This is a genomic window from Pseudomonas sp. BAV 4579 (assembly GCF_009765395.1).
Classification (GTDB): Bacteria; Pseudomonadota; Gammaproteobacteria; order Pseudomonadales; family Pseudomonadaceae; genus Chryseomonas; species Chryseomonas aestiva.
On the sequence record NZ_WHOV01000002.1, the window covers coordinates 125,776 to 144,541 of the forward strand.

Annotated in this window: 21 protein-coding genes; 10 read left to right on the forward strand and 11 right to left on the reverse strand. The window is 68.0% G+C overall.

What is annotated here, in order from left to right; all coding sequences use genetic code 11:
• Positions 1-11 precede the first annotated feature (11 nt).
• Complete coding sequence (locus tag GSQ95_RS00655; protein WP_256664444.1) at positions 12-1,115, reverse strand: NAD(P)/FAD-dependent oxidoreductase; 1,104 nt, start codon at positions 1,113-1,115, stop codon at positions 12-14.
• Complete coding sequence (locus tag GSQ95_RS26360; protein WP_256664436.1) at positions 1,000-1,371, reverse strand: NAD(P)-binding protein; 372 nt, start codon at positions 1,369-1,371, stop codon at positions 1,000-1,002. The genes GSQ95_RS00655 and GSQ95_RS26360 overlap by 116 nt, the downstream gene beginning before the upstream one ends.
• A gap of 171 nt (positions 1,372-1,542) precedes the next feature.
• Between GSQ95_RS26360 and GSQ95_RS00660 the strand changes: the two genes are divergently transcribed.
• From GSQ95_RS00660 to GSQ95_RS00685, 7 genes are all read left to right on the forward strand, one after another.
• Positions 1,543-2,592 (forward strand): AraC family transcriptional regulator, encoded by a 1,050-nt coding sequence (locus tag GSQ95_RS00660; protein WP_158890799.1) that lies wholly within the window; start codon positions 1,543-1,545, stop codon positions 2,590-2,592.
• 127 nt (positions 2,593-2,719) lie between these two features.
• Positions 2,720-2,851: a hypothetical protein gene (locus GSQ95_RS26365; protein WP_256664437.1), complete on the forward strand. Its 132-nt coding sequence runs from the start codon at positions 2,720-2,722 to the stop codon at positions 2,849-2,851.
• A 195-nt stretch (positions 2,852-3,046) separates the two neighbouring features.
• On the forward strand, positions 3,047-3,940 hold the full coding sequence (locus tag GSQ95_RS00665; RefSeq protein ID WP_158890801.1) for a metal ABC transporter substrate-binding protein: 894 nt from the start codon (positions 3,047-3,049) through the stop codon (positions 3,938-3,940).
• A complete protein-coding gene (locus tag GSQ95_RS00670) occupies positions 3,937-4,698 on the forward strand; it encodes a metal ABC transporter ATP-binding protein (protein ID WP_158890803.1) in 762 nt (253 codons plus the stop codon). Before GSQ95_RS00665 ends, GSQ95_RS00670 begins: the two co-directional genes overlap by 4 nt.
• On the forward strand, positions 4,698-5,552 hold the full coding sequence (locus tag GSQ95_RS00675) for a metal ABC transporter permease (protein WP_158890215.1): 855 nt from the start codon (positions 4,698-4,700) through the stop codon (positions 5,550-5,552). The genes GSQ95_RS00670 and GSQ95_RS00675 overlap by 1 nt, the downstream gene beginning before the upstream one ends.
• Entirely contained in the window at positions 5,552-6,397 is an 846-nt protein-coding gene (locus GSQ95_RS00680) for a metal ABC transporter permease (protein WP_158890217.1), read from the forward strand. Before GSQ95_RS00675 ends, GSQ95_RS00680 begins: the two co-directional genes overlap by 1 nt.
• A 66-nt stretch (positions 6,398-6,463) precedes the next feature.
• The gene (locus tag GSQ95_RS00685; protein ID WP_007160094.1) at positions 6,464-6,898 is read left to right on the forward strand and encodes a CBS domain-containing protein; all 435 of its coding nucleotides are present in this window, start codon (positions 6,464-6,466) and stop codon (positions 6,896-6,898) included.
• Between the two features lie 4 nt (positions 6,899-6,902).
• Here the strand turns inward: GSQ95_RS00685 and GSQ95_RS00690 are convergent, their stop codons facing one another.
• The 3 genes from GSQ95_RS00690 to GSQ95_RS00700 are packed head-to-tail and all read right to left on the reverse strand — an operon-like array spanning position 6,903 to position 8,667.
• Complete coding sequence (locus GSQ95_RS00690; RefSeq protein WP_158890219.1) at positions 6,903-7,574, reverse strand: GNAT family N-acetyltransferase; 672 nt, start codon at positions 7,572-7,574, stop codon at positions 6,903-6,905.
• Positions 7,571-8,020 (reverse strand): GNAT family N-acetyltransferase, encoded by a 450-nt coding sequence (locus GSQ95_RS00695; protein ID WP_178118368.1) that lies wholly within the window; start codon positions 8,018-8,020, stop codon positions 7,571-7,573. The genes GSQ95_RS00690 and GSQ95_RS00695 overlap by 4 nt, the downstream gene beginning before the upstream one ends.
• Before the next feature lie 14 nt (positions 8,021-8,034).
• Complete coding sequence (locus GSQ95_RS00700) at positions 8,035-8,667, reverse strand: FMN-binding negative transcriptional regulator (protein WP_158890221.1); 633 nt, start codon at positions 8,665-8,667, stop codon at positions 8,035-8,037.
• Positions 8,668-8,757: 90 nt separating this feature from the next.
• Between GSQ95_RS00700 and GSQ95_RS00705 the strand changes: the two genes are divergently transcribed.
• Positions 8,758-10,173: a PLP-dependent aminotransferase family protein gene (locus tag GSQ95_RS00705; protein ID WP_158890223.1), complete on the forward strand. Its 1,416-nt coding sequence runs from the start codon at positions 8,758-8,760 to the stop codon at positions 10,171-10,173.
• A gap of 9 nt (positions 10,174-10,182) precedes the next feature.
• Here GSQ95_RS00705 and GSQ95_RS00710 read toward each other — a convergent pair whose 3' ends face one another.
• The 5 genes from GSQ95_RS00710 to GSQ95_RS00730 form a co-directional block, all read right to left on the reverse strand.
• Positions 10,183-11,190, reverse strand: a complete 1,008-nt coding sequence (locus GSQ95_RS00710) for a hypothetical protein (RefSeq protein ID WP_158890225.1) — start codon at positions 11,188-11,190, stop codon at positions 10,183-10,185.
• Positions 11,190-13,040, reverse strand: a complete 1,851-nt coding sequence (locus GSQ95_RS00715) for a hypothetical protein (protein WP_158890227.1) — start codon at positions 13,038-13,040, stop codon at positions 11,190-11,192. Before GSQ95_RS00715 ends, GSQ95_RS00710 begins: the two co-directional genes overlap by 1 nt.
• A 12-nt stretch (positions 13,041-13,052) precedes the next feature.
• Positions 13,053-13,943 carry an SH3 domain-containing protein gene (locus tag GSQ95_RS00720; RefSeq protein WP_158890229.1) on the reverse strand — a complete coding sequence of 297 codons (891 nt, stop codon included), beginning with the start codon at positions 13,941-13,943 and terminating at the stop codon, positions 13,053-13,055.
• 136 nt (positions 13,944-14,079) lie between these two features.
• A complete protein-coding gene (locus GSQ95_RS00725) occupies positions 14,080-14,886 on the reverse strand; it encodes an amino acid ABC transporter permease (RefSeq protein WP_158890231.1) in 807 nt (268 codons plus the stop codon).
• Entirely contained in the window at positions 14,883-15,704 is an 822-nt protein-coding gene (locus GSQ95_RS00730) for a transporter substrate-binding domain-containing protein (RefSeq protein ID WP_158890233.1), read from the reverse strand. The genes GSQ95_RS00725 and GSQ95_RS00730 overlap by 4 nt, the downstream gene beginning before the upstream one ends.
• A 100-nt stretch (positions 15,705-15,804) precedes the next feature.
• Here GSQ95_RS00730 and GSQ95_RS00735 point away from each other — a divergent pair, with 100 nt between their 5' ends.
• Positions 15,805-16,707: a homocysteine S-methyltransferase family protein gene (locus GSQ95_RS00735; protein ID WP_158890235.1), complete on the forward strand. Its 903-nt coding sequence runs from the start codon at positions 15,805-15,807 to the stop codon at positions 16,705-16,707.
• Positions 16,708-16,783: 76 nt separating this feature from the next.
• Here the strand turns inward: GSQ95_RS00735 and GSQ95_RS00740 are convergent, their stop codons facing one another.
• Positions 16,784-17,536, reverse strand: coding sequence for an SDR family NAD(P)-dependent oxidoreductase (locus tag GSQ95_RS00740; protein ID WP_158890237.1), 753 nt, complete (start codon positions 17,534-17,536; stop codon positions 16,784-16,786).
• Between the two features lie 100 nt (positions 17,537-17,636).
• Between GSQ95_RS00740 and GSQ95_RS00745 the strand changes: the two genes are divergently transcribed.
• Positions 17,637-18,542: a LysR family transcriptional regulator gene (locus tag GSQ95_RS00745; RefSeq protein ID WP_158890239.1), complete on the forward strand. Its 906-nt coding sequence runs from the start codon at positions 17,637-17,639 to the stop codon at positions 18,540-18,542.
• Positions 18,543-18,766 lie beyond the last annotated feature (224 nt).

An 18,766-nucleotide genomic window follows, 5' to 3' on the forward strand; every position in this document is an offset into this window, starting at 1 on the left:
GGCAGGCTCGCTCAGGACGGGGTGGCCAGGCTGGCCGGAAGCGGCGCGGGCGCCTGGCGCAGGGGATCGAAATAGCCCGGGGTCAGGTCGCTCCAGCCCAGCCGGCGGCGCAGCTGGCGCAGGTAGGTCTGCAGGGCGTGCACCTCCAGGTAGACGGCGTGGCGCGGCGAGTCGACGAAGCGGATGCCGCCGGAGAGGTCCGGATCGTCCTGCTGGATCAGCGCCTGGAATTCGCGCGCCTGGTGCGGCCGCTGCAGCTGGTCGGCCAGGTGGCAGGCGATCAGGTGGGCTTCCTGGTCGAACAGCTTGTAGGCACTGGAATTGGTCTCCAGGTAGCCGATGCCGAACAGGTTGCGGTGCTCGCGGCTGAAGATGGACAGGTAGAGCTGCGGCCGGCCGTGCTGCCAGCTGAAGTAGTCGGCGGCGTAACGGCAACTCCAGCGATAGCCGGTGGCATAGAGCACCAGGTCGAGACTCTCCCGGCTGCCATCGCGAAACACCACCTGGTCGCCCTCGAAGTGGGCGATGTCCGGACGCGCCTGGATGTTGCCGTGCTGCAGATGGTGCAACAGCTGGCTGTTGAGCAGCGGATGGCTCTCGAACAGGCGATGGTCCGGCCTGGGCAGGCCGAAGCGGGTCAGGTCGCCCTGCAGCAGGCGCAGCAGCCCTTGGAACAATGGGCGCTCCAGCCACAGCGGCAGGCGCGGACCGCGTTCGCCGAAGACGTCCGCCGGCACGCCAAAGAGGTGCTTGGGGATGAAGTGATAGCCGCGCCTCAGGCTGATGAAGGCGCGCCCGGCGTTGGCCGCGGCGTCACAGGCGATGTCGGCCCCGGAGTTGCCGGCGCCGACGATCAGTACCCGCTTGCCCTGGAATTCCGTCGCACGCCGGTAGCTGACCGCATGGCGGATCTCGCCGCTGAAGTGCCCCGGGATTTCCGGCAGGTTGGGATCCCAGTTGCAGCCGGTGGCGCAGATCAGCGCTCGATAGCGGCGGCGTTCACCGCTGTCGAGGGTGACGATCCAGCGGCCGTCCGCATCCTGGTCGACCCGTTCGACGGCGGTGTTGAAGCGGGCCTGGGCACAGGTAGTCGAGGATCTGGCGATTGCCCGGATAGTCGGGAAAGGTGGCGGGCATCGGATAGTCGAGAAAGCCCGAGAGGTCCCGCGACGAGATGAAGTGGGCGGATTCGTACATGGGGGTACCGGGATTATCCAGGTCCCAGACGCCGCCGAAGTCGCTGTGGCGCTCGAATTGCTCGTAGTCCAGGCTACGGCGCTTGAGGGCGCGGGCCATGCACAGGCCGCCGGGGCCACCGCCGACGATGCAGATGCGCTCGCCGCAATCCTGGTAGGGAAGGTCGTCGTTCATGCGGGTCTCCACGGGTGGGTGTCGAGGCAACCTTAGCGGCGGATCGAGGGCCCCTGGCAGGGTGGCGGCGGCCAGCGAGGGGGGCCGAAACGGACAGCCGTTGCCAGGGGATGTCCGCCTGGTCGCCACTGGGTTAACGTCCAGGCAGGTTCTCGTCCGTGGAGCGTCGTCATGCCGGACCCCATCGATCCGCGCTTTTCCCGTGCCTCGGCGCCGCCGCAGGTATCGCGGCTGCTGCTGCGGGTGGCGGCCGAACGCCAGGGTGACGTCGAGCGACTCTGCCGCGGCCTGGGGTTCACGGCGGCCGATGTGCAGCGGCCGGGCTTTCGCCTCTCGCACCGGCAGGGCTATCTGCTGGTCAGGCGCTGCCTGGCGCAACTGGGCGACGACGGCCTGGGCCTGGCCGTGGGTGCCCGGCAGACGAGCGTCTCGCCGGGCCTGGTCGGGCTCGGCATGCAGGCCTGCGCCACCCTGGGCGCGGCCCTGGAGCTGGGGCTGCACTATCAGCGGCAGGCCGGTGCCATGCTCGACTATGCCTTGGAGCAAGAGCGCTCGGCGGTGCGACTGGTGCTGACACCACGCTTCCGCGAGCCGGCGGTGACCGCCTTCTACATGGAGGAGGGACTGGCCAGCGTGCTGAGCGTCGCCCGGCATCTGGCCGGGACCCGACTGCCGCCGCGGGCGCTGAGCCTGGACTATCCCGCTCCACCGCATGGCGAGCGCTATCCGGCCTTGTTCGAGTGCCCGGTGCGTTTTGCCGCACCAGCGACCGCCATCGAATTCGACTCCGCCTGGCTGGACCTGCCCCTCGCCACCCGCGACGATGCGGTGGCCACCGAGGTGATCGAATTGCTGGGCGCAGCTGCCGGCCACGATCCGCTGCGAACGGATCTGGTCGAGGGCTTGCAGCGCGAGATCCGCAAGCGGCTGGCTGCGCCGCCGACCCTGGCGCAACTGGCCGCGCCGCTCAATCTCAGCGAGCGTACGCTAAGGCGTCGACTCGAGGCAGCGGGTACCCGCTACCAGGCCCTGGTCGACGAAGCGCGTCGCGAACGGGCCCTGACGCTGCTCGGTCGGGCTGACCTGGCCCTGGCCGAGGTGGCTTTTCAGAGCGGCTTCGGCGATCTGCGCAACTTCCGCCGAGCCTTCCGGCGCTGGACCGGCCTGGCGCCGCAGGAAGCCCGGCGCCGCCTGCGAATATCGATGGAAGAAGGCGGCTAGGTGTCGCTGCCCGCGCGAAGGATTTAGGTCGCCTCTATTTATCCGATTGAGAAAAAGCACTAACACCTCTCGATAGGGTCTGCTATTTAATATAGCCAAGGCTATAACGATCCCGGGAGGATTCGCGATGCTGAAAGACCTCAAGAAACGCGCCCTGCGCGGTCTGCTGGACAAGCTGCTCGATGGGCACGCCGAACGTCGCCCGCTGGAGACCCAGCCCGAGCGCTCTCGCGGCATGACGGTCCACGCCGCGCACTGATCCCTGCCGATCAGGTAGGGGCCACTCGCCTCTACCGCCCTCATAGGCGCCTCCGCTATGTCCTGAGCGAGGCGCCTTGTCCTGTTCATCTCTGTCCTGGCCCCCTCTCATCCCAGGTTACAAAGTCTCCCTGCACCTCTGATAGGTTGTGCTATCTAATTTAGCCAAGGCTATAAATACCGAGAGGCGGGCCGGATGCTGGAGAAGACGAGACGCTGGACCCTGGCGGGTCTGCTGGGAGTGCTGCTGGGCAACGCCGCCCAGGCCGCGGAGCCGTTCAAGGTGGTCACCACCTTCACGGTGATCGCCGACATGGCGCGCAATGTGGCGGGTGATGCCGCGCGGGTGGAATCCATCACCAAGCCCGGCGCCGAGATCCACAACTACCAGCCTACCCCGGGCGATCTGCTCAAGACGCGCGATGCCCAGCTGGTGCTGTGGAACGGCCTGAATCTGGAGCTCTGGTTCGAGCGCTTCTTCAGCCGCATGAAGGACGTGCCCAGCGCGGTGGTCTCCCGCGGCGTCGAGCCCATCGCCATCGCCCACGGCCCCTATGCCGGCAAGCCCAATCCCCATGCCTGGATGTCGCCCCGGGCGGCGCTGATCTACGTCGACAACATCCGCGATGCCCTGGTGCAGCATGATCCGGCCCAGGCCGACACCTATCGGCGCAACGCCGAGGCCTACAAGACGCGCATCACCGCCACCCTCGAACCCCTGCGCCAGCAGCTGCAGGCGATTCCCGAACAGCGGCGCTGGCTGGTGTCCAGCGAGGGCGCCTTCAGCTACCTGGCGCGCGACCTGGGGCTCAAGGAGCTCTATCTCTGGCCGATCAACGCCGATGCCCAGGGCACGCCGCAGCAGGTCCGCCGGGTGATCGAGACGGTACGCGCCGAGCGGATTCCGGCGGTGTTCAGCGAAAGCACGGTTTCCGCCGCCCCGGCTGAGCAGGTGGCACGGGAGAGCGGTGCGCGCTACGGCGGGGTGCTCTATGTGGATTCCCTGAGCGCCGCCGAGGGGCCGGTGCCCACCTATCTCGACCTGCTGCGGGTCACCAGCGAAACCTTGGTCAAGGGGCTGGCGCCATGATCGCCCTCGACGGGGTCGGCGTGACCTATCGCAATGGCCACACCGCCCTGCGCGACGCCAGTCTGGTGGTGCCCGGCGGCTCCATCACCGCCCTGGTGGGCGTCAATGGCAGCGGCAAGTCGACGCTGTTCAAGGCGATCATGGGCTTCGTGCTCCTGCGCACTGGCCAGGTAAGGGTCGATGACCTGCCGGTGGCCCAGGCGCTCAAGCGCAACCTCGTCGCCTACGTCCCCCAGAGCGAAGATGTGGACTGGGACTTTCCGGTGCGGGTGGAAGACGTGGTGCTCATGGGTCGCTATGGCCGGATGAATTTTCTGCGCCTGGCCCGCGCCGCCGATCACCAGGCGGTGGACGCCGCCCTGGCGCGGGTGGGGTTGACCGAGTTGCGCAAGCGGCAGATCGGCGAACTCTCCGGCGGCCAGCAGAAGCGGGTCTTCCTCGCGCGCGCCCTGGCCCAGGACAGCCGGGTGATTCTGCTGGACGAACCCTTCACCGGGGTGGATGCCCTCTCCGAGCGCGCCATCATCGAATTGCTCCAGGCGCTACGCACCGAGGGTCGCTCGATGCTGGTGTCGACCCATGACCTGGCCAGCATCGAGCGCTTCTGCGACCGCACCGTATTGCTCGATCGCACCGTGCTGGCCCAGGGGCCGACGGCCGAGGTCTTTACCCGCGAGAACCTGGAACGCACCTTTGGCGGCGCGCTGCGCCTGTTCGAAGTGGGCCAGGCGGCGCCGCGGCGCCGGGAGCGTGCCTGATGGAAGGGCTGCTGGAACCCCTGACCTATGGCTACATGAGAAACGCCCTGGGCGCGGCGGCGCTGGTGGGCGGACTGTGTGCCTTCCTTTCCGCCTACCTGATGCTCAAGGGCTGGTCGCTGATCGGCGATGCCCTGTCCCATGCCGTGGTGCCCGGCGTGGCCGGCGCCTATCTGCTCGGCCTGCCGCTGGCCCTCGGCGCCTTTCTCGCCGGCGGCGCGGCGGCCGGGGCCATGCTCGGCCTGCGGCAGTACACCCGGCTCAAGGAAGACGTCATCATCGGCCTGATCTTCAGCGCCTTCTTTGGTGGCGGGCTGTTCCTGGTCTCGCTGGCGCCGGTCGCGGTGGACATCCAGACCATCGTCTTCGGCAACATCCTGGCCATCACCCCCGAGGCCAGTCGCCAGCTGCTGATCATCGCCACCCTCTCTCTGCTGGTGCTGCTGCTCAAATGGCGCGATCTGCTGCTGGTGTTCTTCGACGAGGGCCAGGCGCGTGCCTGCGGCCTCAATCCCACCGGCTACAAGCTGCTGTTCTTCATCCTGCTGGCGCTGAGCACCGTGGCGGCGATGCAGACGGTGGGCGCCTTCCTGGTCATCGCCCTGGTGGTGACGCCGGGGGCGACGGCCTATCTGCTCAGCGACCGCTTCTCCCGGGTGGTGCTGATCAGCGTCGCCATCGGCGTCGGCAGCGGGCTGCTGGGCACCTATCTCAGCTACTTCCTCGACGGCGCCACCGGTGGCTGCGTGGTGGTCTTGCAGACTCTGATCTTTCTGCTGGCCTTCGTGCTGGCGCCGCGTCACGGCCTGCTGGCCAACCGCCGGCGAACGCGGCAGACGGCGGAGGCGGGCTGATGGACTGGCTGTGGCTGACCCTGGAAGTCGACTTCATGCGCCAGGCACTGCTGATGGCCGTGCTGGTGGCGGTGCCCGCGGCGCTGCTGTCCTGCTTTCTGGTGCTCAAGGGCTGGGCGCTGCTGGGCGATGCCATCGCCCACGCGGTGTTTCCCGGCCTGGTGCTGGCGTCGGCGCTGGGCGCGCCGCTGGTGGCGGGCGCCTTTGTCGCAGGACTGGGCTGCGCCCTGGCCACCGGCTATCTCAAGCGCCACAGCAGGGTAAAGCAGGACAGCCTGATGGGCGTGGTCTTTTCCGGCATGTTCGGCCTGGGCCTGGTGCTGCACGCCAGGCTGCCCACCGAGCTGCACCTGGACCACATCCTGCTCGGCGACCTGCTGGGAGTGACCTCGGAAGCCTTCTGGCAGATGGCGGTGATCGCCGGCCTGGTGGTGTTGGCGCTGGCCTGTCGCTGGCGCGATCTGCTGGTACTGGCCTTCGATGCGGCCCAGGCACGGGCCCTGGGCCTGCGGGTAGGGCTGCTGCACTACGGCCTGCTCGGCCTGATCGCCCTGACCGTGGTCGGCGCCCTGCAGGCGGTGGGCATGGTGCCGGTGGTGGCGCTGTTGATCGCTCCCGGCGCCACCGCCTTTCTGCTGACCCGTTCCTTTGGCTGGATGCTGCTGGTGGCCACGGCGCTGGCCGTGACGGCGGCCCTGGGCGGGGTGCTGCTGAGCCTGGTCTGGGACAGCGCGCCGGCGCCCACCCTGGTGGTGTTGCTGACGGCCGGTTTCCTGCTGGCCCTGGCATGGCGCCTGTGGCGGGATCGACGTCGTTCGGGCGACAAGGGCGTTCAGATGGCCTGATGTAATCGGCTGACCGGCCCTGCCAGGCGTTTCCGGTCACGCTCGCCTCACCTCAGGAGAACCACAATGAAAACCGTCGCCCAGTTGCTCGCCCTGAAGACCCAGCAGGACGTCTACACCATCGCTCCCGACGCCTGGGTGCTCGACGCCCTGCGGCTGATGGCGGAAAAGAACGTCGGGGCGCTGCCGGTGATGCGCGACGGCGAGCTGGTGGGTATCGTCAGCGAGCGCGACTATGCGCGCAAGGTGGCCTTGCAGGGGCGTTCCTCCTACGCGACCCCGGTCAGCGAGATCATGACCGAGGCGGTCATCATCGTGCTGCCGCAGCAGACCGTGGGCGACTGCATGCAGATGATGACCGACCACCACCTGCGCCACCTGCCGGTGATGGGTAACGGCAAGCTGATCGGATTGTTGTCCATTGGCGACCTGGTCAAGGCGACCACCGTCCAGCAGGCGGAGCTGATCCGCCATCTGGAGGGTTATATCCGCGGCGAGTGACGGGTCAGCCGGTGCGTCCGGCGCTCACGGCCAGGGCGCTAAGCTGGCGTCCTTCGGCATCGAAATTCTCCGCCGCCAGCCAGCGCTGGAAGCCGGCGTCCACCATGGGCCACTCGTGATCCAGCAGGCTGAACCAGGCGGTGTCGCGGTTGCGGCCCTTGACCACCCGGTGCTGCCGGAACAGCCCCTCATGGCGCATCCCCAACCGCTCGGCGGCGCGTTTCGAGCGGGCATTGGCGTCGTCGCACTTCCACTCCAGGCGCCGATAGCCGAGGGCGAAGGCTTCCTGCATCAGCAGATAGAAGGCTTCGGTGGCCAGGGGCGTGCGCTGCAGGCGCCCGCCAAAGGCGACATGGCCGATCTCGATGCTGCCGTGTTCGGGGACGATGCTCATCAGGCTGAGTTGCCCGAGGGCGCGGCCGTCACGGGGATCCACCACGGCATGGAACAGCGGATCGCGCCCCTGGGCCAGGCCCGCCAGCCAGCTGTCGAAGGCGGCCCGCTCGGTGAAGGGGCCATAGGGCAGATAGTCCCACAGGGCCGGGTCCTGGTCGTGCAGGGCCGCCCAGAGATCGTCGCCGTGACGCTGGGGGTCCAGGGGTTCCAGGCGTACATAGCGACCCTGCAGCAAGCGGGGCTGGGGCAGCTGGGCCGGGGTCCAGTCGAGAGGGGTCATGGTCTGTCTCCTAGCAGGTGGCGGTACTGGATGAAACCGGAGTGGGTGGCGATGCGATCATAGAGCTGACACGCCGGGTAGTTGGTCTCCTGGGTCAGCCAGTGCACCCGGTCGCAGCCGTCCGCTGCGGCGCGGGCATAGACGTGCTCGATCAGGGCGCGGCCCAGGCCGCCGCCGCGGTGATCCTCGGCGACATAGAGATCCTGCAGGTAGCAGTAGTCGGTTTCGGTCCAGCAGGAGGGGTGATAGATGAAGTGCACCAGGCCCAGGGGGCGCTCGCCGTCCCAGGCCAAGGCGCCGTACAAGGGCTGGGCGGGGTCGAGCAGCCGTTGCCAGGTGCGGGCATAGGTGGTTTCCGGCAGCCGGGTCTCGTAGAAGGCCAGGTAGGCCTGCCACAACGCGTGCCAGACGGCGTGATCGGCTTCGCTCAGGGGGCGGATGGTCATGGGTGGCTCCAGGGTCAGGCGAGAGAGGGGATCAGGGCGGCCAGGGCTTGGTCGCCGGGTACCGGGCTGGCGGCCAGTCCCTGGCGGACGCCTTCGCGATCGGCGGCGTTGCGATTCTGGCTGAGCTTGGCGATGCCCTGGAGACTGTCCAGCGGCAGACGCAGGCCGCGGATGGCGCGCAGCATGCCCTGGACATAATCCGCGGGCGCATCCGCGACCTGCCAGGGGCGGGCACGCCCGGCTTCGTGCTGGTCGGTGAGGCGTTCCAGCAGCTGCAGCAGACGCTCGGGGTCATCGAATACCTCGACGTTGCCGCGAGCGTGCACGGCCTGGTAGTTCCAGGTCGGCACCACCCGGCCATGTTCGGCCTTGCCGGGATAGAAGGCCGGGCTGACATAGGCCTGGGGACCCTGAAACACCGCCAGTACCTGGCCTGCCTCGACCAGTGCCTGGGCCTGGGGATTGCTGCGCGCCAGATGGCCATAGAGGGTGCCACAGGGACCCTCGTCGGGCGCCAGCCAGAGCGGCAGATGGCTGACCAGCGGACCGGCGTCGGTCTGGCTGATGAGCAGCGCCAGGGCATGATCGCGCAGATGCTGGTGCAGCCTGGGCAGGTCTTCGAGGCGAAAGGCGGGATTGGGATACATGGTCAGGAACTCCAGCGACGTCCGGCCATGCTAAGGTCGACGTTGGCTCCCTGTAAGAGCCAATTTCCATGACTTTCAGGGTGCCAATCCATGCTGGGATTCGAGCCGTCGGGGCTGTTGCTGGAGCCGGGTCAGGGCCTGGCGCGCCAGCTCTACCAGGGCCTGCGCGAGCGCATCCTGGCCGGTGAGCTGGCCGCCGGGGTACGGCTGCCGGCCAGTCGTGAACTGGCGCGGTTGCTGGGGATCTCGCGCAATACCGTGACCGCCGCCTACGAGCAGCTCCTGGCCGAGGGCTTTCTCGACAGTCGCCCGGGCGATGGTACCTATGTCGCGCCCGTGACCCGGGCGCTGGCCACTCCCGAAGCCACGGCCAGGACGACACCCGTGCCCCAGGCCAGTGTGCCGCCCGGCGCACCGTGCGCCTTTCGGGTCGGCCTGCCGGCGATGGATCTGTTTCCCTTCGCCACCTGGGCGCGGCTGCAGCAGCGTTTCTGGCGCCAGCCGGAGCCGGCGCTGCTGGGCTATCGCGAACCCGGCGGCGAACCAAGGCTGCGTTGCCTGCTCTGCGCCTATCTGCGCCAGGCGCGGGGCCTGGTCTGCGCACCCGAGCAGATCCTCATCACCAGCGGCGCCCAGCAGGCCATCGAACTCTGCGCCCGGTTGCTGCTGGCGCCCGGAGCCTGGGCGGCCATGGAGGATCCCGGCTATCGCGCCGCGGGCCTGGCCTTGCAGAGTGGCGGGGCGCGGTTGCAGGGCGTCGCGGTGGATGGGGCCGGGCTGATGGTAGAGCAACTGGCAGGGCTGCCGGACTGCCGGCTGGTCTATGTCACCCCGTCGCATCAGTATCCCACCGGCGCGGTACTGTCCCTGCCGCGCCGCCTGGCGCTGCTGGACTGGGCGCGGCAGGCCGACGGCTGGATCGTCGAGGACGACTACGACGGCGAATACCGCTACCAGGGTGCGCCGCTGGCGCCCCTGGCCGCCTTGGATCGCCACGGTCGGGTGCTCTATGTCGGTACCTTTTCCAAGATCGCCTTTCCCGGCCTGCGCCTGGGCTATCTGGTGGCCCCGCCCGCGCTGCTGCCGGCACTGCTGGAGCTGCAACGGGCCGGGATCCGCCATCTCGACAGCGCCACCCAGACGGTCATGGCCGATTTCATCGAACAGGGCCATTTCCAGCGCCATATCCGCCGCATGCGACGGGCCGCGCGCAATCGCCGCGATGCCCTGCTGGCCGGCTGGCCAGCGGTTGCCGGCTGCGCCCCGCCGGGCGTCCCGGTGGCCGGCCTGCATCTGTGCCTGCCGGTCACCCACCTGGCTCGCGAAGCCGAGCTGGTGACCCGGGCGGCCGCGGTCGGGGTGGAGCTCAATGCGCTGTCGCGCTACTGGCTGCCCGAGGGCCCGACCCCGCCCGACGCCCGCGCCGGACTGGTACTGGGCTTCGCGGCGGTGCCGGAGGCACGGATCAAGGAGGCGCTGGCCAGGCTGCGGGAAGCCTGGGCCTGAGCGCTGCCGTCAGAGGCTTTTCGACTCCAGATTGAGACGGTCCAGCAGACCGGCGGCGCCCGCGGGATCCAGGGCCGCGGTCAGGGCGACTTCCAGGGTATCGCCCAGACGCACGCGTTCCTTGGGCGCAAGACTCACCCGCAGACCGTCTTCCTCGCCGGAGGCCAGATCGACCAGGCTCTTGCAAAGGTCCTTGCCGCGCGCACCCAGGTTCTTGAAGTCCTGCAGACAGTCATTGCGCTGCTGCTGGTGCACCGCGGCCAGCGCCCGGTCACGCTGCCTGTCGAAGTCGCCCGCGGTAGGGTCGAGCGGCAGATAGCGGCGGGTCAGGGCCAGACTGCGCTTGAAATAGCCCTGATCCCTGACGTCCACCTGCAAGCCCTTGAGCTCGGCACGTTGCGCGCCCTGCTGCAGCCCGCCCAGCAGAGCGAAGGGCGACAGCAGACCGCGCCGATTCTCCTCCTGGCCACTGTCGGCGAGTTCGCTCAAGTCTTCGGCCAGGCGGCGGACCTGGCTCAGCGACAGGCTCGCGTCCACGTCCAGCAGCTCCGGCAGGTCCAGGGTCAGGCCGATGTCCGCCAGCTCATCCTCGACGTTCCATTTCAACCGGCCGGAAAAGGGCGCCAGTTCGGCGCGTCCGCTGGCGAGCAGCAGATCGCCAACCAGGGGCAGCCGCAGCGCCGTCGAGCGGCTCTTGGCGTCGGGCGGAAAGGCCACGCCTTCGAACTGGACATCGGCCCGGCGGTGGGCGGGTTCGTCCTTGAGGTCGGAGAGAGTCAGTTGGGCGATGCTCGGCCCATCGCTGAGGCGCACCTCGTGCAGCTTGATCGTGCCACCCAGCGGTGAGGAGGACAGCGACTGCCAGCTGATCCGGTCCTGCAGGCGGTGTTCGAACAGCCAGTCGCGCAGGCGTCCGTCGGCGACATGAGCGGCGTAGGCCTTGAGACCGAAATAGCCACCGACCACCACGACCAGCGCCGCACCGGCCAGGAGTTTGACGTTGAGAGTCCGTTTCATCAGAAGCGCTCCTCGCCGAGATCGGCATCCTTGAGCTGTTGGCGGGCCGCCTCGGGGGTCCAGGCGGGATCTTCGAATTGCACCCGTGCCAGCGCCAGGGGATCGCGCAGGTCGCTGCAGCCTTCGCTGGTACAGGGCTGCACGACCTTGGCCGTCAGGTGCGTCAGGGGCAGGTCGTCGGCGTCACGCGCCTTCGGATCGAGCTGCAGGGTGCCGCTCAGGACATACCAGCCGGTCTTGGCCGGGATGCCGGCCGGTACCTGCGCCTGGATCGGATAGGGATAGTCGAGGGTCCAGCCGTCGCTATTCGTCTTGGTCACCCGGGCGATCAGGCGTACGGGATGGGTAGCGCCACGCACCAGGTCTCCATAGTCGCCACCACTGCCCGGCGCGTAGTCCACATCGTTGACTTGTCGCGCCAGCAGCGCCTGGGGATTGCTGCGCGCTTCCTGGGTCAGGCGCTCGTAGGTGGCGAGTTGATCACGGGCACGGAACGCCTGCTGCATCCGTACCTGCCGGGCTTCGCGCTCACGCTCGCGTGCGGCCTGCTCGCGCTGGCGCGCCTGCTTCTCGTCCCACATGAACAGGTAGTTGGTAGCCTGCTCGGGATTGTACTGCCAGGCCTTGCTGCGCCAGTTGCGGTCAACATTGACGCGATACAGCCAGAAGTCCTGACTGGATTCGTTGCTGTTCCAGGGGCGGGAAAAGATACCCTTGGTGAAGTCGCGCACGGCCAGGAAGGTGAAGTGCGGGATCATCGTGCCCAGCGCGTCGAGCTGTTGCTGGGTCTTGGCGATGATGGGACGGATCTGGTCGAGCTGACGGAATTGTTCGCTGTTGCCGGTCACGAACAGTACATCCGGACCGCTGATCGACCACTGGCCGCGATAGCTGTAGCCGAGACGCAGCAGGCTGTAGCTGGCGGTCACCGGATCGCTGGCCAGCAGGAATAGAGCCTGCTTCTGGCTATCGAAGCCGACAAAGCGCAGCGGCGGCAAGGGCTTGTCCAGCGGCAGACCATTGAGGAAAAAGCCCTTCCAGCGCTGCAATTGCTTGCCGTCGCTTCGCTCCACGGCGAGTTCACCCTCGCCCTGGGCTAGGCCGTTCTCGCAACGGATACCACTGGAGCGCACCTGCAGGTAGCGGCTGTCTTCCTCGACCTTGAAGGGGACGCGGAAGGCGCAGCCCTGGCTGTCCTTGAGGGTGGTCATGAAGTCGCTCTTGGCCAGTTCGGCTTCGCCATCGCCCGGGCGCCAGCCGGCGACATCGAAATCGGTGGCGATCTGACCGGCAGACTCCTTGGCTGCTGCAGGTGCAGGCTCGACCTTGGCCGGCGCGACAGGTGTAGATTCGGCGACCGGGGCCGCTGGCGCTGCGGGTGCCGGTGCCTCCGTGACTGCTGGAGGAGTGGCCTGCTTGGCCGTTTCAGGCGCCGTAGCAGCGGGAGCCTCGGCAGGCGCCGCCTTGGGCGGCGCGACGGGGGCCGGAGCAGGAGCTGCGGCGACGGCAGCCGGATTCTGTACCTGCGCCGTCCAGGCCGTGGCCTTGGTGGCCGTTCCGTTCAGCCGGGCGTCGGTGCTACCGGTCGCCGTCCAGGTCAGGCGTTCGGCCTGGTCGCACTGCTTGCCGAGCAATGCGCCGATCTTGGGCATCAGGCGTTCGACGGCCACGGCCTCGGCGGCCTTGCCATAGACGAAGCGCAGCGCCAGGTCGGGGGCGCACCAGGCGGCTGCAGGGTGATCGACGAAGACCTCGACGTCTTCGGCCTTGGAATAGGCGAGGCGGGTGCTTTCGGCCTGGGCAGCCGTGGCCGTGGCCAGCAGCGTCAGGGCCAGCAGGGTGGGTTTCATGGTCATCCTTCCTTAGATCAGTTCCCAGGCACCGTCAGCGGCCTGGCAGGCCTTAGTGGTCTGCTGATCCTGCTGACCGTCCTGGCTCAGGCTGTAGTTCAGGGTGCGGCAGGTGGTCTTGGCGGCGACCTTGTCCTGCACCGGCGCGGCATCGAGATCGGCGGCGTCGAGGTCCACGCCCTGCTGCTTGGCGCTGGCCACGTCCAGGGTATCCAGATCCACCGCGGGTGCCGGTTGAGCCTTGGTCTTGCCAGCGGTCGCCAGCGTGGCAGCGGTCGCCGGAGTCACCAGGGGCGCGTAGACATAGCCGATGGTCACGCCCTTGCGGCCCACGGCGATCCAGTCGTTGCCGGTACGGCCCAGGGCGGTGAAGCGCGTACCCGTGGGCAGTCCGCCGACCTTGGCGGCATTGTCGTTGGGCGCGGCGCGCAGATTGGCCGACTTGATCGACTGATAGGGCTTGTTGAGCAGGGTCAGCTGCTCGACCTTCTGCACCTTGGGCGTGCGCTTGACCGCCACCTGGCGAGCTTCGGTCTCGGTCGCCACCGGCACGATGCGGGCAGTGGCGCCACTGTGGTCGGAGGTCCAGGTGGTCACCTGACCATCCTCGGCGTGCTCCAGCGCCTTTTGCGTCTGCACGGCCAGGGCCTCGCGATCACGCTGGTCGAGCTTGGCCCCGAGGGTCTTGCCCAGGGCGCCACCGGCGAGGGCGCCGGCCAGCATGGCGGCGGTACGGCCACTGCCACCACCGATCTGGCTGCCGATGAGGATGCCGGCCGCCGCCCCGACCACGGTGCCGACGTTTTCCTGATTGAGCCATTCGTTCTGCGACATGTTGGAGCAGCCCGTGACGGCGAGGCTGCCACCCAGGCAGAGAACGGCAAGGCGATGACGAGGCTTCATTACGAGTCCTTTCCGAAGCGAAAATTTAGGAGGAGGGAATGGTAGAGGCTTGCTCCAGAGACGTTGTGACCTGATTCACCGAAAGCGGGTTTGGCATCAAAGGGCTAGCATGGCCCGGAAGGCGCAGCTGGAGGCGCTACCGCCCCTGATACGCCTTCCCGTAATGCCGCTCCAGGCGCGACTGCATGAATTCCATGGCCAGGGACAGCAGCCAGTAGAGCACCGCCGCGGTGGTCAGCATTTCCAGATAGCGATAGCTGGAGCGGCCATAGGACTGGGCGAGGAACATCACCTCCCAGACACCCATTACCGAGACCAGGGAGGAGTCCTTGAGCATGGAGATGAACTGGCTGGTGGTGGGCGGGATGATGCTGCGCATGGCCTGGGGCAGGGTGACGCGCCAGAAGATTACCCGCGGCGCCAGGCCCAGGGCCCGGGCCGCCTCGCGCTGACCGGCGGGGACGCCGAGCAGGCCGGCGCGGAAGATCTCGCTGAGGTAGGCGCCGTAGTTCAGCGACAGGGCGAGGATGCCGGCGCTGATGGCGCCGGGGACCACGCCGATCTGCGGCAGGCCCAGGTAGATCAGCAGGATCTGGATCAGCAGCGGGGTGCCGCGAAAGAAGGAGGCGTAGAAGGTCGCCACGCCATAGGCCAGGGCACTGGACGACAGCCGCCCCAGGGCCGCGGCGAAGCCCAGCAGCACTGACACCAGGATGGAGCTGAGGCTGAGGAACAGCGTCAGGGCCGCGCCTTGGAGGAAGCCGTTGGGGCCCAGGCGCCAGCCCACCAGGTTGGGCAGGCGCGGCCAGACGCTGGCGAACTTGAGGTCGAAGCCGAGCACGAAGACCACGCCCCCGGCCAGCAGCGCCAGCCAGGTCAGCCAGACACGGGTGCGAAAGCTCAGCAGGGGGCGGCGCTGGTCTGGGGGCGGTAGCGGACTCATTGGCTGATGTCGGCACCGATCCACTTGTCGGAGATCCGCTTCAGGGTGCCGTCCTGGCGCAGCCCCTCGATGATCTCGCGCAGCGTGGCGGCGAATTCCGCATCACCCTTCTCGATGGCCACGGCGTTGGGCTCGGCATAGAGCGGTGCGCCCGCCAGCTTGAACTTGCTGTCCTGGGCCAGGCGCGGCTGGGCGGTCACCAGGTTGGTCAGCACCGCGTCCAGGCGTTTGCCGGCGCCCAGGCCCAGGTCCTGGAAGGCGACGTTGTCGTCGGGGAAGGGCACTACCTGCACCTGGTCGAAGGGGTAGCTCAGCGGCTTGTCCTCCTGGCCTTCGATGGTCAGGTCCTTGTTCAGGTAGCTTTCGTAGGAGGAGGCGCTGGTGACGCCGACCTTCTTGCCGGAGAGGTCCTTGGCACCGTGGATGCGGTCGTCACCGGCGTTGACCACGATCACCGCTGGCGAGGCGTAGTAGTTGACCGGGAAATCGAACACCTGGGCGCGCGCCTGGCTCGGCGTCATGGAGCAGATGCAGACGTCGTAGCGACCGCTCCAGCGACCGGCGGCGATCACGTCCCAGGAAGGGGTTTCCAGGCGCAGCTTGACGCCGAGCTTGTCGGCCACCGCCTTGGCCACGTCCACGTCGAAGCCTTCCAGCTGGTTCTGGGCATTGAGCTGGGAGAAGGGCGGATAGCTCTCCATGAGCACGTTGACCAGCTCGCCCTTGGCCTTGATGCGGTCCAGGGTGGTCCCGGCCGAGGCCGAGGTGGCGACCAGCGCCAGGGTCAGGCCGAGGGCCGATAGCAGAGCGGTTCTCATGGGGGCGTCCTTTGCAAAGGGAAAGAGGGCCTGGTATTAGAGAGATATGAGAACCGATATTGAACTCTGTTTTGGTTATAAGGAAAAGTGAAATAGCTATATGGCCAACATGAATCTTGTGCTTCTCGACGGTGGCATGGGCCGCGAACTGCAGCGCCGCGGCGCGCCCTTTCGTCAGCCGGAGTGGTCGGCCCTGGCCCTGAGCGAGGCGCCGGAGCAGGTGGAAGCGGTGCATCGGGCCTATATCGAGGCCGGCGCCCAGGTGATCACCAGCAACAGCTATGCGGTGGTGCCCTTCCATATCGGCGAGGCGCGTTTCGCCGCCGAAGGCGAGGCCCTGGCGGCACGAGCCGGCCAGCTGGCACGGCAGGCGGTGGTAGCCAGCGGTCAGCCGGTGCGGGTGGCGGGTTCGCTGCCGCCGCTGTTCGGCTCCTATCGCCCCGATCTGTTCGAGCCGGCGCGGGTGGACGAGGTGCTGCAGCCGCTGATCCGCGGCCTGGCGCCCCATGTCGATCTCTGGCTGGCGGAAACCCAGAGTTCCCTGGCCGAGGTGCGCGCCATCGCCGCGGGGCTGCCCGGGGATGGCAAGCCGCTGTGGCTGTCCTTCACCCTCAAGGACGAAGACGTCGACGAGATCCCACGGCTGAGATCCGGCGAGCCGGTGGCCGCGGCCGCGCAGCTGGCGGTGGAACTGGGCGCCGGAGCGCTGCTGTTCAATTGCAGCCAGCCCGAGGTGATGGCCGCGGCGCTGGATACCGCGCGGGCGACCTTTGCCGCGGCGGGGATCGAGATTCCCTTTGGCGCCTATGCCAACGCCTTCCCGCCCCAGCCGGAAGAGGCCACCGCCAATGATGGCCTCGACCCCCTGCGTCCGGATCTGGATCCGCCCGGCTACCTGAGCTTCGCCCAGGACTGGCAGGCGCGTGGCGCGAGCCTGATCGGCGGCTGCTGCGGCATCGGCCCGGAGCACATCGCCGTACTCAACACGCGACTGCGCGGCTGACGCCCGCATTCGGTCGGCAAAAAAAGCGGACAGCGCTCGGGGCGCTGTCCGCTTTTTTCTTGCCGCCAGACGGCGCTCAGACCTGCGCCTGGCCACCATCGGCGAAGAGTTCGGCGCCGTTGACGAAGCTGGAATCACTGGAGGCCAGGAACAGGGCAACCCTGGCGATTTCCTCCGGCTCGCCGACGCGACCCAGGGGGATCTGGCCGGCCAGGTGGTCCAGCAGACCCTGCTGCTGGGCGGCATCCGGACCGGCCAGTTCCACCAGCCCCGGGGTGCGGGTGGCACCCGGACTCAGGGTGTTGATGCGGATGCCGCGGCCCTGCAGCTCCAGGATCCAGTTGCGGGCGAAGGCGCGTACGGCGGCCTTGGATGCGCCGTAGACGCTGAAGGCCGGGGTGCCGGTACTGGCGGCGGTGGAGCCGGCCAGTATCACCGAGGCATGGTCCGCCAGCAGCGGCAGGGCCTTCTGCACGGTGAACAGCACCCCCTTCACGTTGCGATCGAAGGTGTCGTCGTAGTGGGCTTCGGTCATCTCGGCGAGGGGCAGCAGGCTGCCACCTCCGGCGTTGACGTAGAGCACGTCGAGGCGCCCGTGCTCGCGGCGGATGCGCGCATAGAGGTCATCGAGCTGGTCCAGGCGCGAGGAGTCCACGGCGATGCCGGTGGCGTTGCCGACCTGCTCGACCGCGGCATCCAGTTCCGCCTGCCGCCGGCCGGTGAGGATGACGTGGGCGCCCTGCTGGGCGAAGAGTGTGGCAGCGGCCAGGCCGATGCCGCTGGTGGCACCGGTGACGAGGGCGATCTTGTCGGCGAGCTTGAGGGTCATGGCTGAATCTCCGAGTGGTTGTGATCAGGTGGAGTCAGCCTATCGACCCTGGCTCCTCTGCAAAATAGAATGATTGGCAAGTCATCGTTGCAGAAATGAAATGAGCAGATTGCCGGATTTCGAAGGCTTGGCGATGTTCGCCAAGGTCGCCGAGGAGGGCTCCTTCGCCGCTGCGGCGCGGGTGCTGGGCGTGTCGGTGGCCACCGTCTCGCGGGCGGTGACGCGCCTGGAGGAGCGCCTCGGCGGGCGGCTGTTCAATCGCACCTCGCGGCAACTGGCGTTGACCGAATTCGGTCGCGAGCTGGCCGCCCAGGCCGGCGACCTCTATCGCCAGGCGGAGGCGACCGAAAGCGCCGCCCAGGCGCGCGCCGTGCAGCCTCGCGGTCAGGTGCGGCTGGCGGTGCCCATGGCCTTCGGCCTGCGCTGGGTGGCGCCGCTGCTGCCCGAGCTGCTGCGCCGCTATCCCCAGCTGACGGTGGATCTGCACCTGTCCGATGCCGCCGTGGATCTGGTGGCGGAGGGCTTCGACGCCGCCCTGCGCATCGCCGCCTTGCCCGACTCCTCGCTGGTCGCCCGGCGGCTCTGCGCGGTCAGCCAACTGCTGGTGGCGGCGCCGGCCTACGTCGAGCGCCATGGCCATCCTCGACATCCGCAGGAACTGAGCGAACATGCCTGCCTGAGCTACGCCTACCGGGCGCGCAGCCAGGTGTGGCGCTTCAGTGGGGACGACGGTCGCGAGGAAAGCGTGCTGCCGCGTGGTCCCTTGCGCGTCACCAATTCCGAAGCCCTGCTGCCGGTGCTGCTGGAAGGCCTGGCCATCGCCGAGTTGCCGGACTTCATCGCCGCCGACTACCTGGCCGATGGCCGGCTGGTGCCGCTGCTGCCGGACTGGCAGCTGACCCGTGGCGGCCTCTATTTCGTGACCCCCTCGGCGCGCAGTCGCCCAACCAAGATCCAGGTGCTGCTCGATTTCTTCGTCGAGCATCTGAGCAGTCCCGGCTGGTAGGCGAGCCCTCCGTCCGCTTCGTGACATCCCGCAACATCCACCTTTCGCCACGCAAGGCTGGCGAAAGGTTGACCTCTTAGGATCCGCTCAAGACCCGCCCCCGTGAGCGGGCGACGTGCCTACAAAAATAACCAGGATTCTTGCCATGTCGTATCTGTCCTTCCAGGCGTCCCCGCGCGCCCGTCTCACCTGGATTTTCGCCCTCTCCGCGCCGCTGCGCCGCG

What these genes read in the sequence shown, in the direction of transcription:
- GSQ95_RS00725 (WP_158890231.1), bottom strand. Translation starts at nt 14,886, where the DNA reads ATGAGTCCGCTACCGCCCCCAGACCAGCGCCGCCCCCTGCTGAGCTTT.
- GSQ95_RS00660 (WP_158890799.1), top strand. Translation starts at nt 1,543, where the DNA reads ATGCCGGACCCCATCGATCCGCGCTTTTCCCGTGCCTCGGCGCCGCCG.
- GSQ95_RS00740 (WP_158890237.1), bottom strand. Translation starts at nt 17,536, where the DNA reads ATGACCCTCAAGCTCGCCGACAAGATCGCCCTCGTCACCGGTGCCACC.
- GSQ95_RS00695 (WP_178118368.1), bottom strand. Translation starts at nt 8,020, where the DNA reads ATGACCATCCGCCCCCTGAGCGAAGCCGATCACGCCGTCTGGCACGCG.
- GSQ95_RS00665 (WP_158890801.1), top strand. Translation starts at nt 3,047, where the DNA reads ATGCTGGAGAAGACGAGACGCTGGACCCTGGCGGGTCTGCTGGGAGTG.
- GSQ95_RS00670 (WP_158890803.1), top strand. Translation starts at nt 3,937, where the DNA reads ATGATCGCCCTCGACGGGGTCGGCGTGACCTATCGCAATGGCCACACC.
- GSQ95_RS00720 (WP_158890229.1), bottom strand. Translation starts at nt 13,943, where the DNA reads ATGAAGCCTCGTCATCGCCTTGCCGTTCTCTGCCTGGGTGGCAGCCTC.
- GSQ95_RS00745 (WP_158890239.1), top strand. Translation starts at nt 17,637, where the DNA reads ATGAGCAGATTGCCGGATTTCGAAGGCTTGGCGATGTTCGCCAAGGTC.
- GSQ95_RS26360 (WP_256664436.1), bottom strand. Translation starts at nt 1,371, where the DNA reads ATGAACGACGACCTTCCCTACCAGGATTGCGGCGAGCGCATCTGCATC.
- GSQ95_RS00735 (WP_158890235.1), top strand. Translation starts at nt 15,805, where the DNA reads ATGGCCAACATGAATCTTGTGCTTCTCGACGGTGGCATGGGCCGCGAA.
- GSQ95_RS26365 (WP_256664437.1), top strand. Translation starts at nt 2,720, where the DNA reads ATGCTGAAAGACCTCAAGAAACGCGCCCTGCGCGGTCTGCTGGACAAG.
- GSQ95_RS00675 (WP_158890215.1), top strand. Translation starts at nt 4,698, where the DNA reads ATGGAAGGGCTGCTGGAACCCCTGACCTATGGCTACATGAGAAACGCC.
- GSQ95_RS00710 (WP_158890225.1), bottom strand. Translation starts at nt 11,190, where the DNA reads ATGAAACGGACTCTCAACGTCAAACTCCTGGCCGGTGCGGCGCTGGTC.
- GSQ95_RS00705 (WP_158890223.1), top strand. Translation starts at nt 8,758, where the DNA reads ATGCTGGGATTCGAGCCGTCGGGGCTGTTGCTGGAGCCGGGTCAGGGC.
- GSQ95_RS00715 (WP_158890227.1), bottom strand. Translation starts at nt 13,040, where the DNA reads ATGAAACCCACCCTGCTGGCCCTGACGCTGCTGGCCACGGCCACGGCT.
- GSQ95_RS00730 (WP_158890233.1), bottom strand. Translation starts at nt 15,704, where the DNA reads ATGAGAACCGCTCTGCTATCGGCCCTCGGCCTGACCCTGGCGCTGGTC.
- GSQ95_RS00685 (WP_007160094.1), top strand. Translation starts at nt 6,464, where the DNA reads ATGAAAACCGTCGCCCAGTTGCTCGCCCTGAAGACCCAGCAGGACGTC.
- GSQ95_RS00700 (WP_158890221.1), bottom strand. Translation starts at nt 8,667, where the DNA reads ATGTATCCCAATCCCGCCTTTCGCCTCGAAGACCTGCCCAGGCTGCAC.
- GSQ95_RS00680 (WP_158890217.1), top strand. Translation starts at nt 5,552, where the DNA reads ATGGACTGGCTGTGGCTGACCCTGGAAGTCGACTTCATGCGCCAGGCA.
- GSQ95_RS00690 (WP_158890219.1), bottom strand. Translation starts at nt 7,574, where the DNA reads ATGACCCCTCTCGACTGGACCCCGGCCCAGCTGCCCCAGCCCCGCTTG.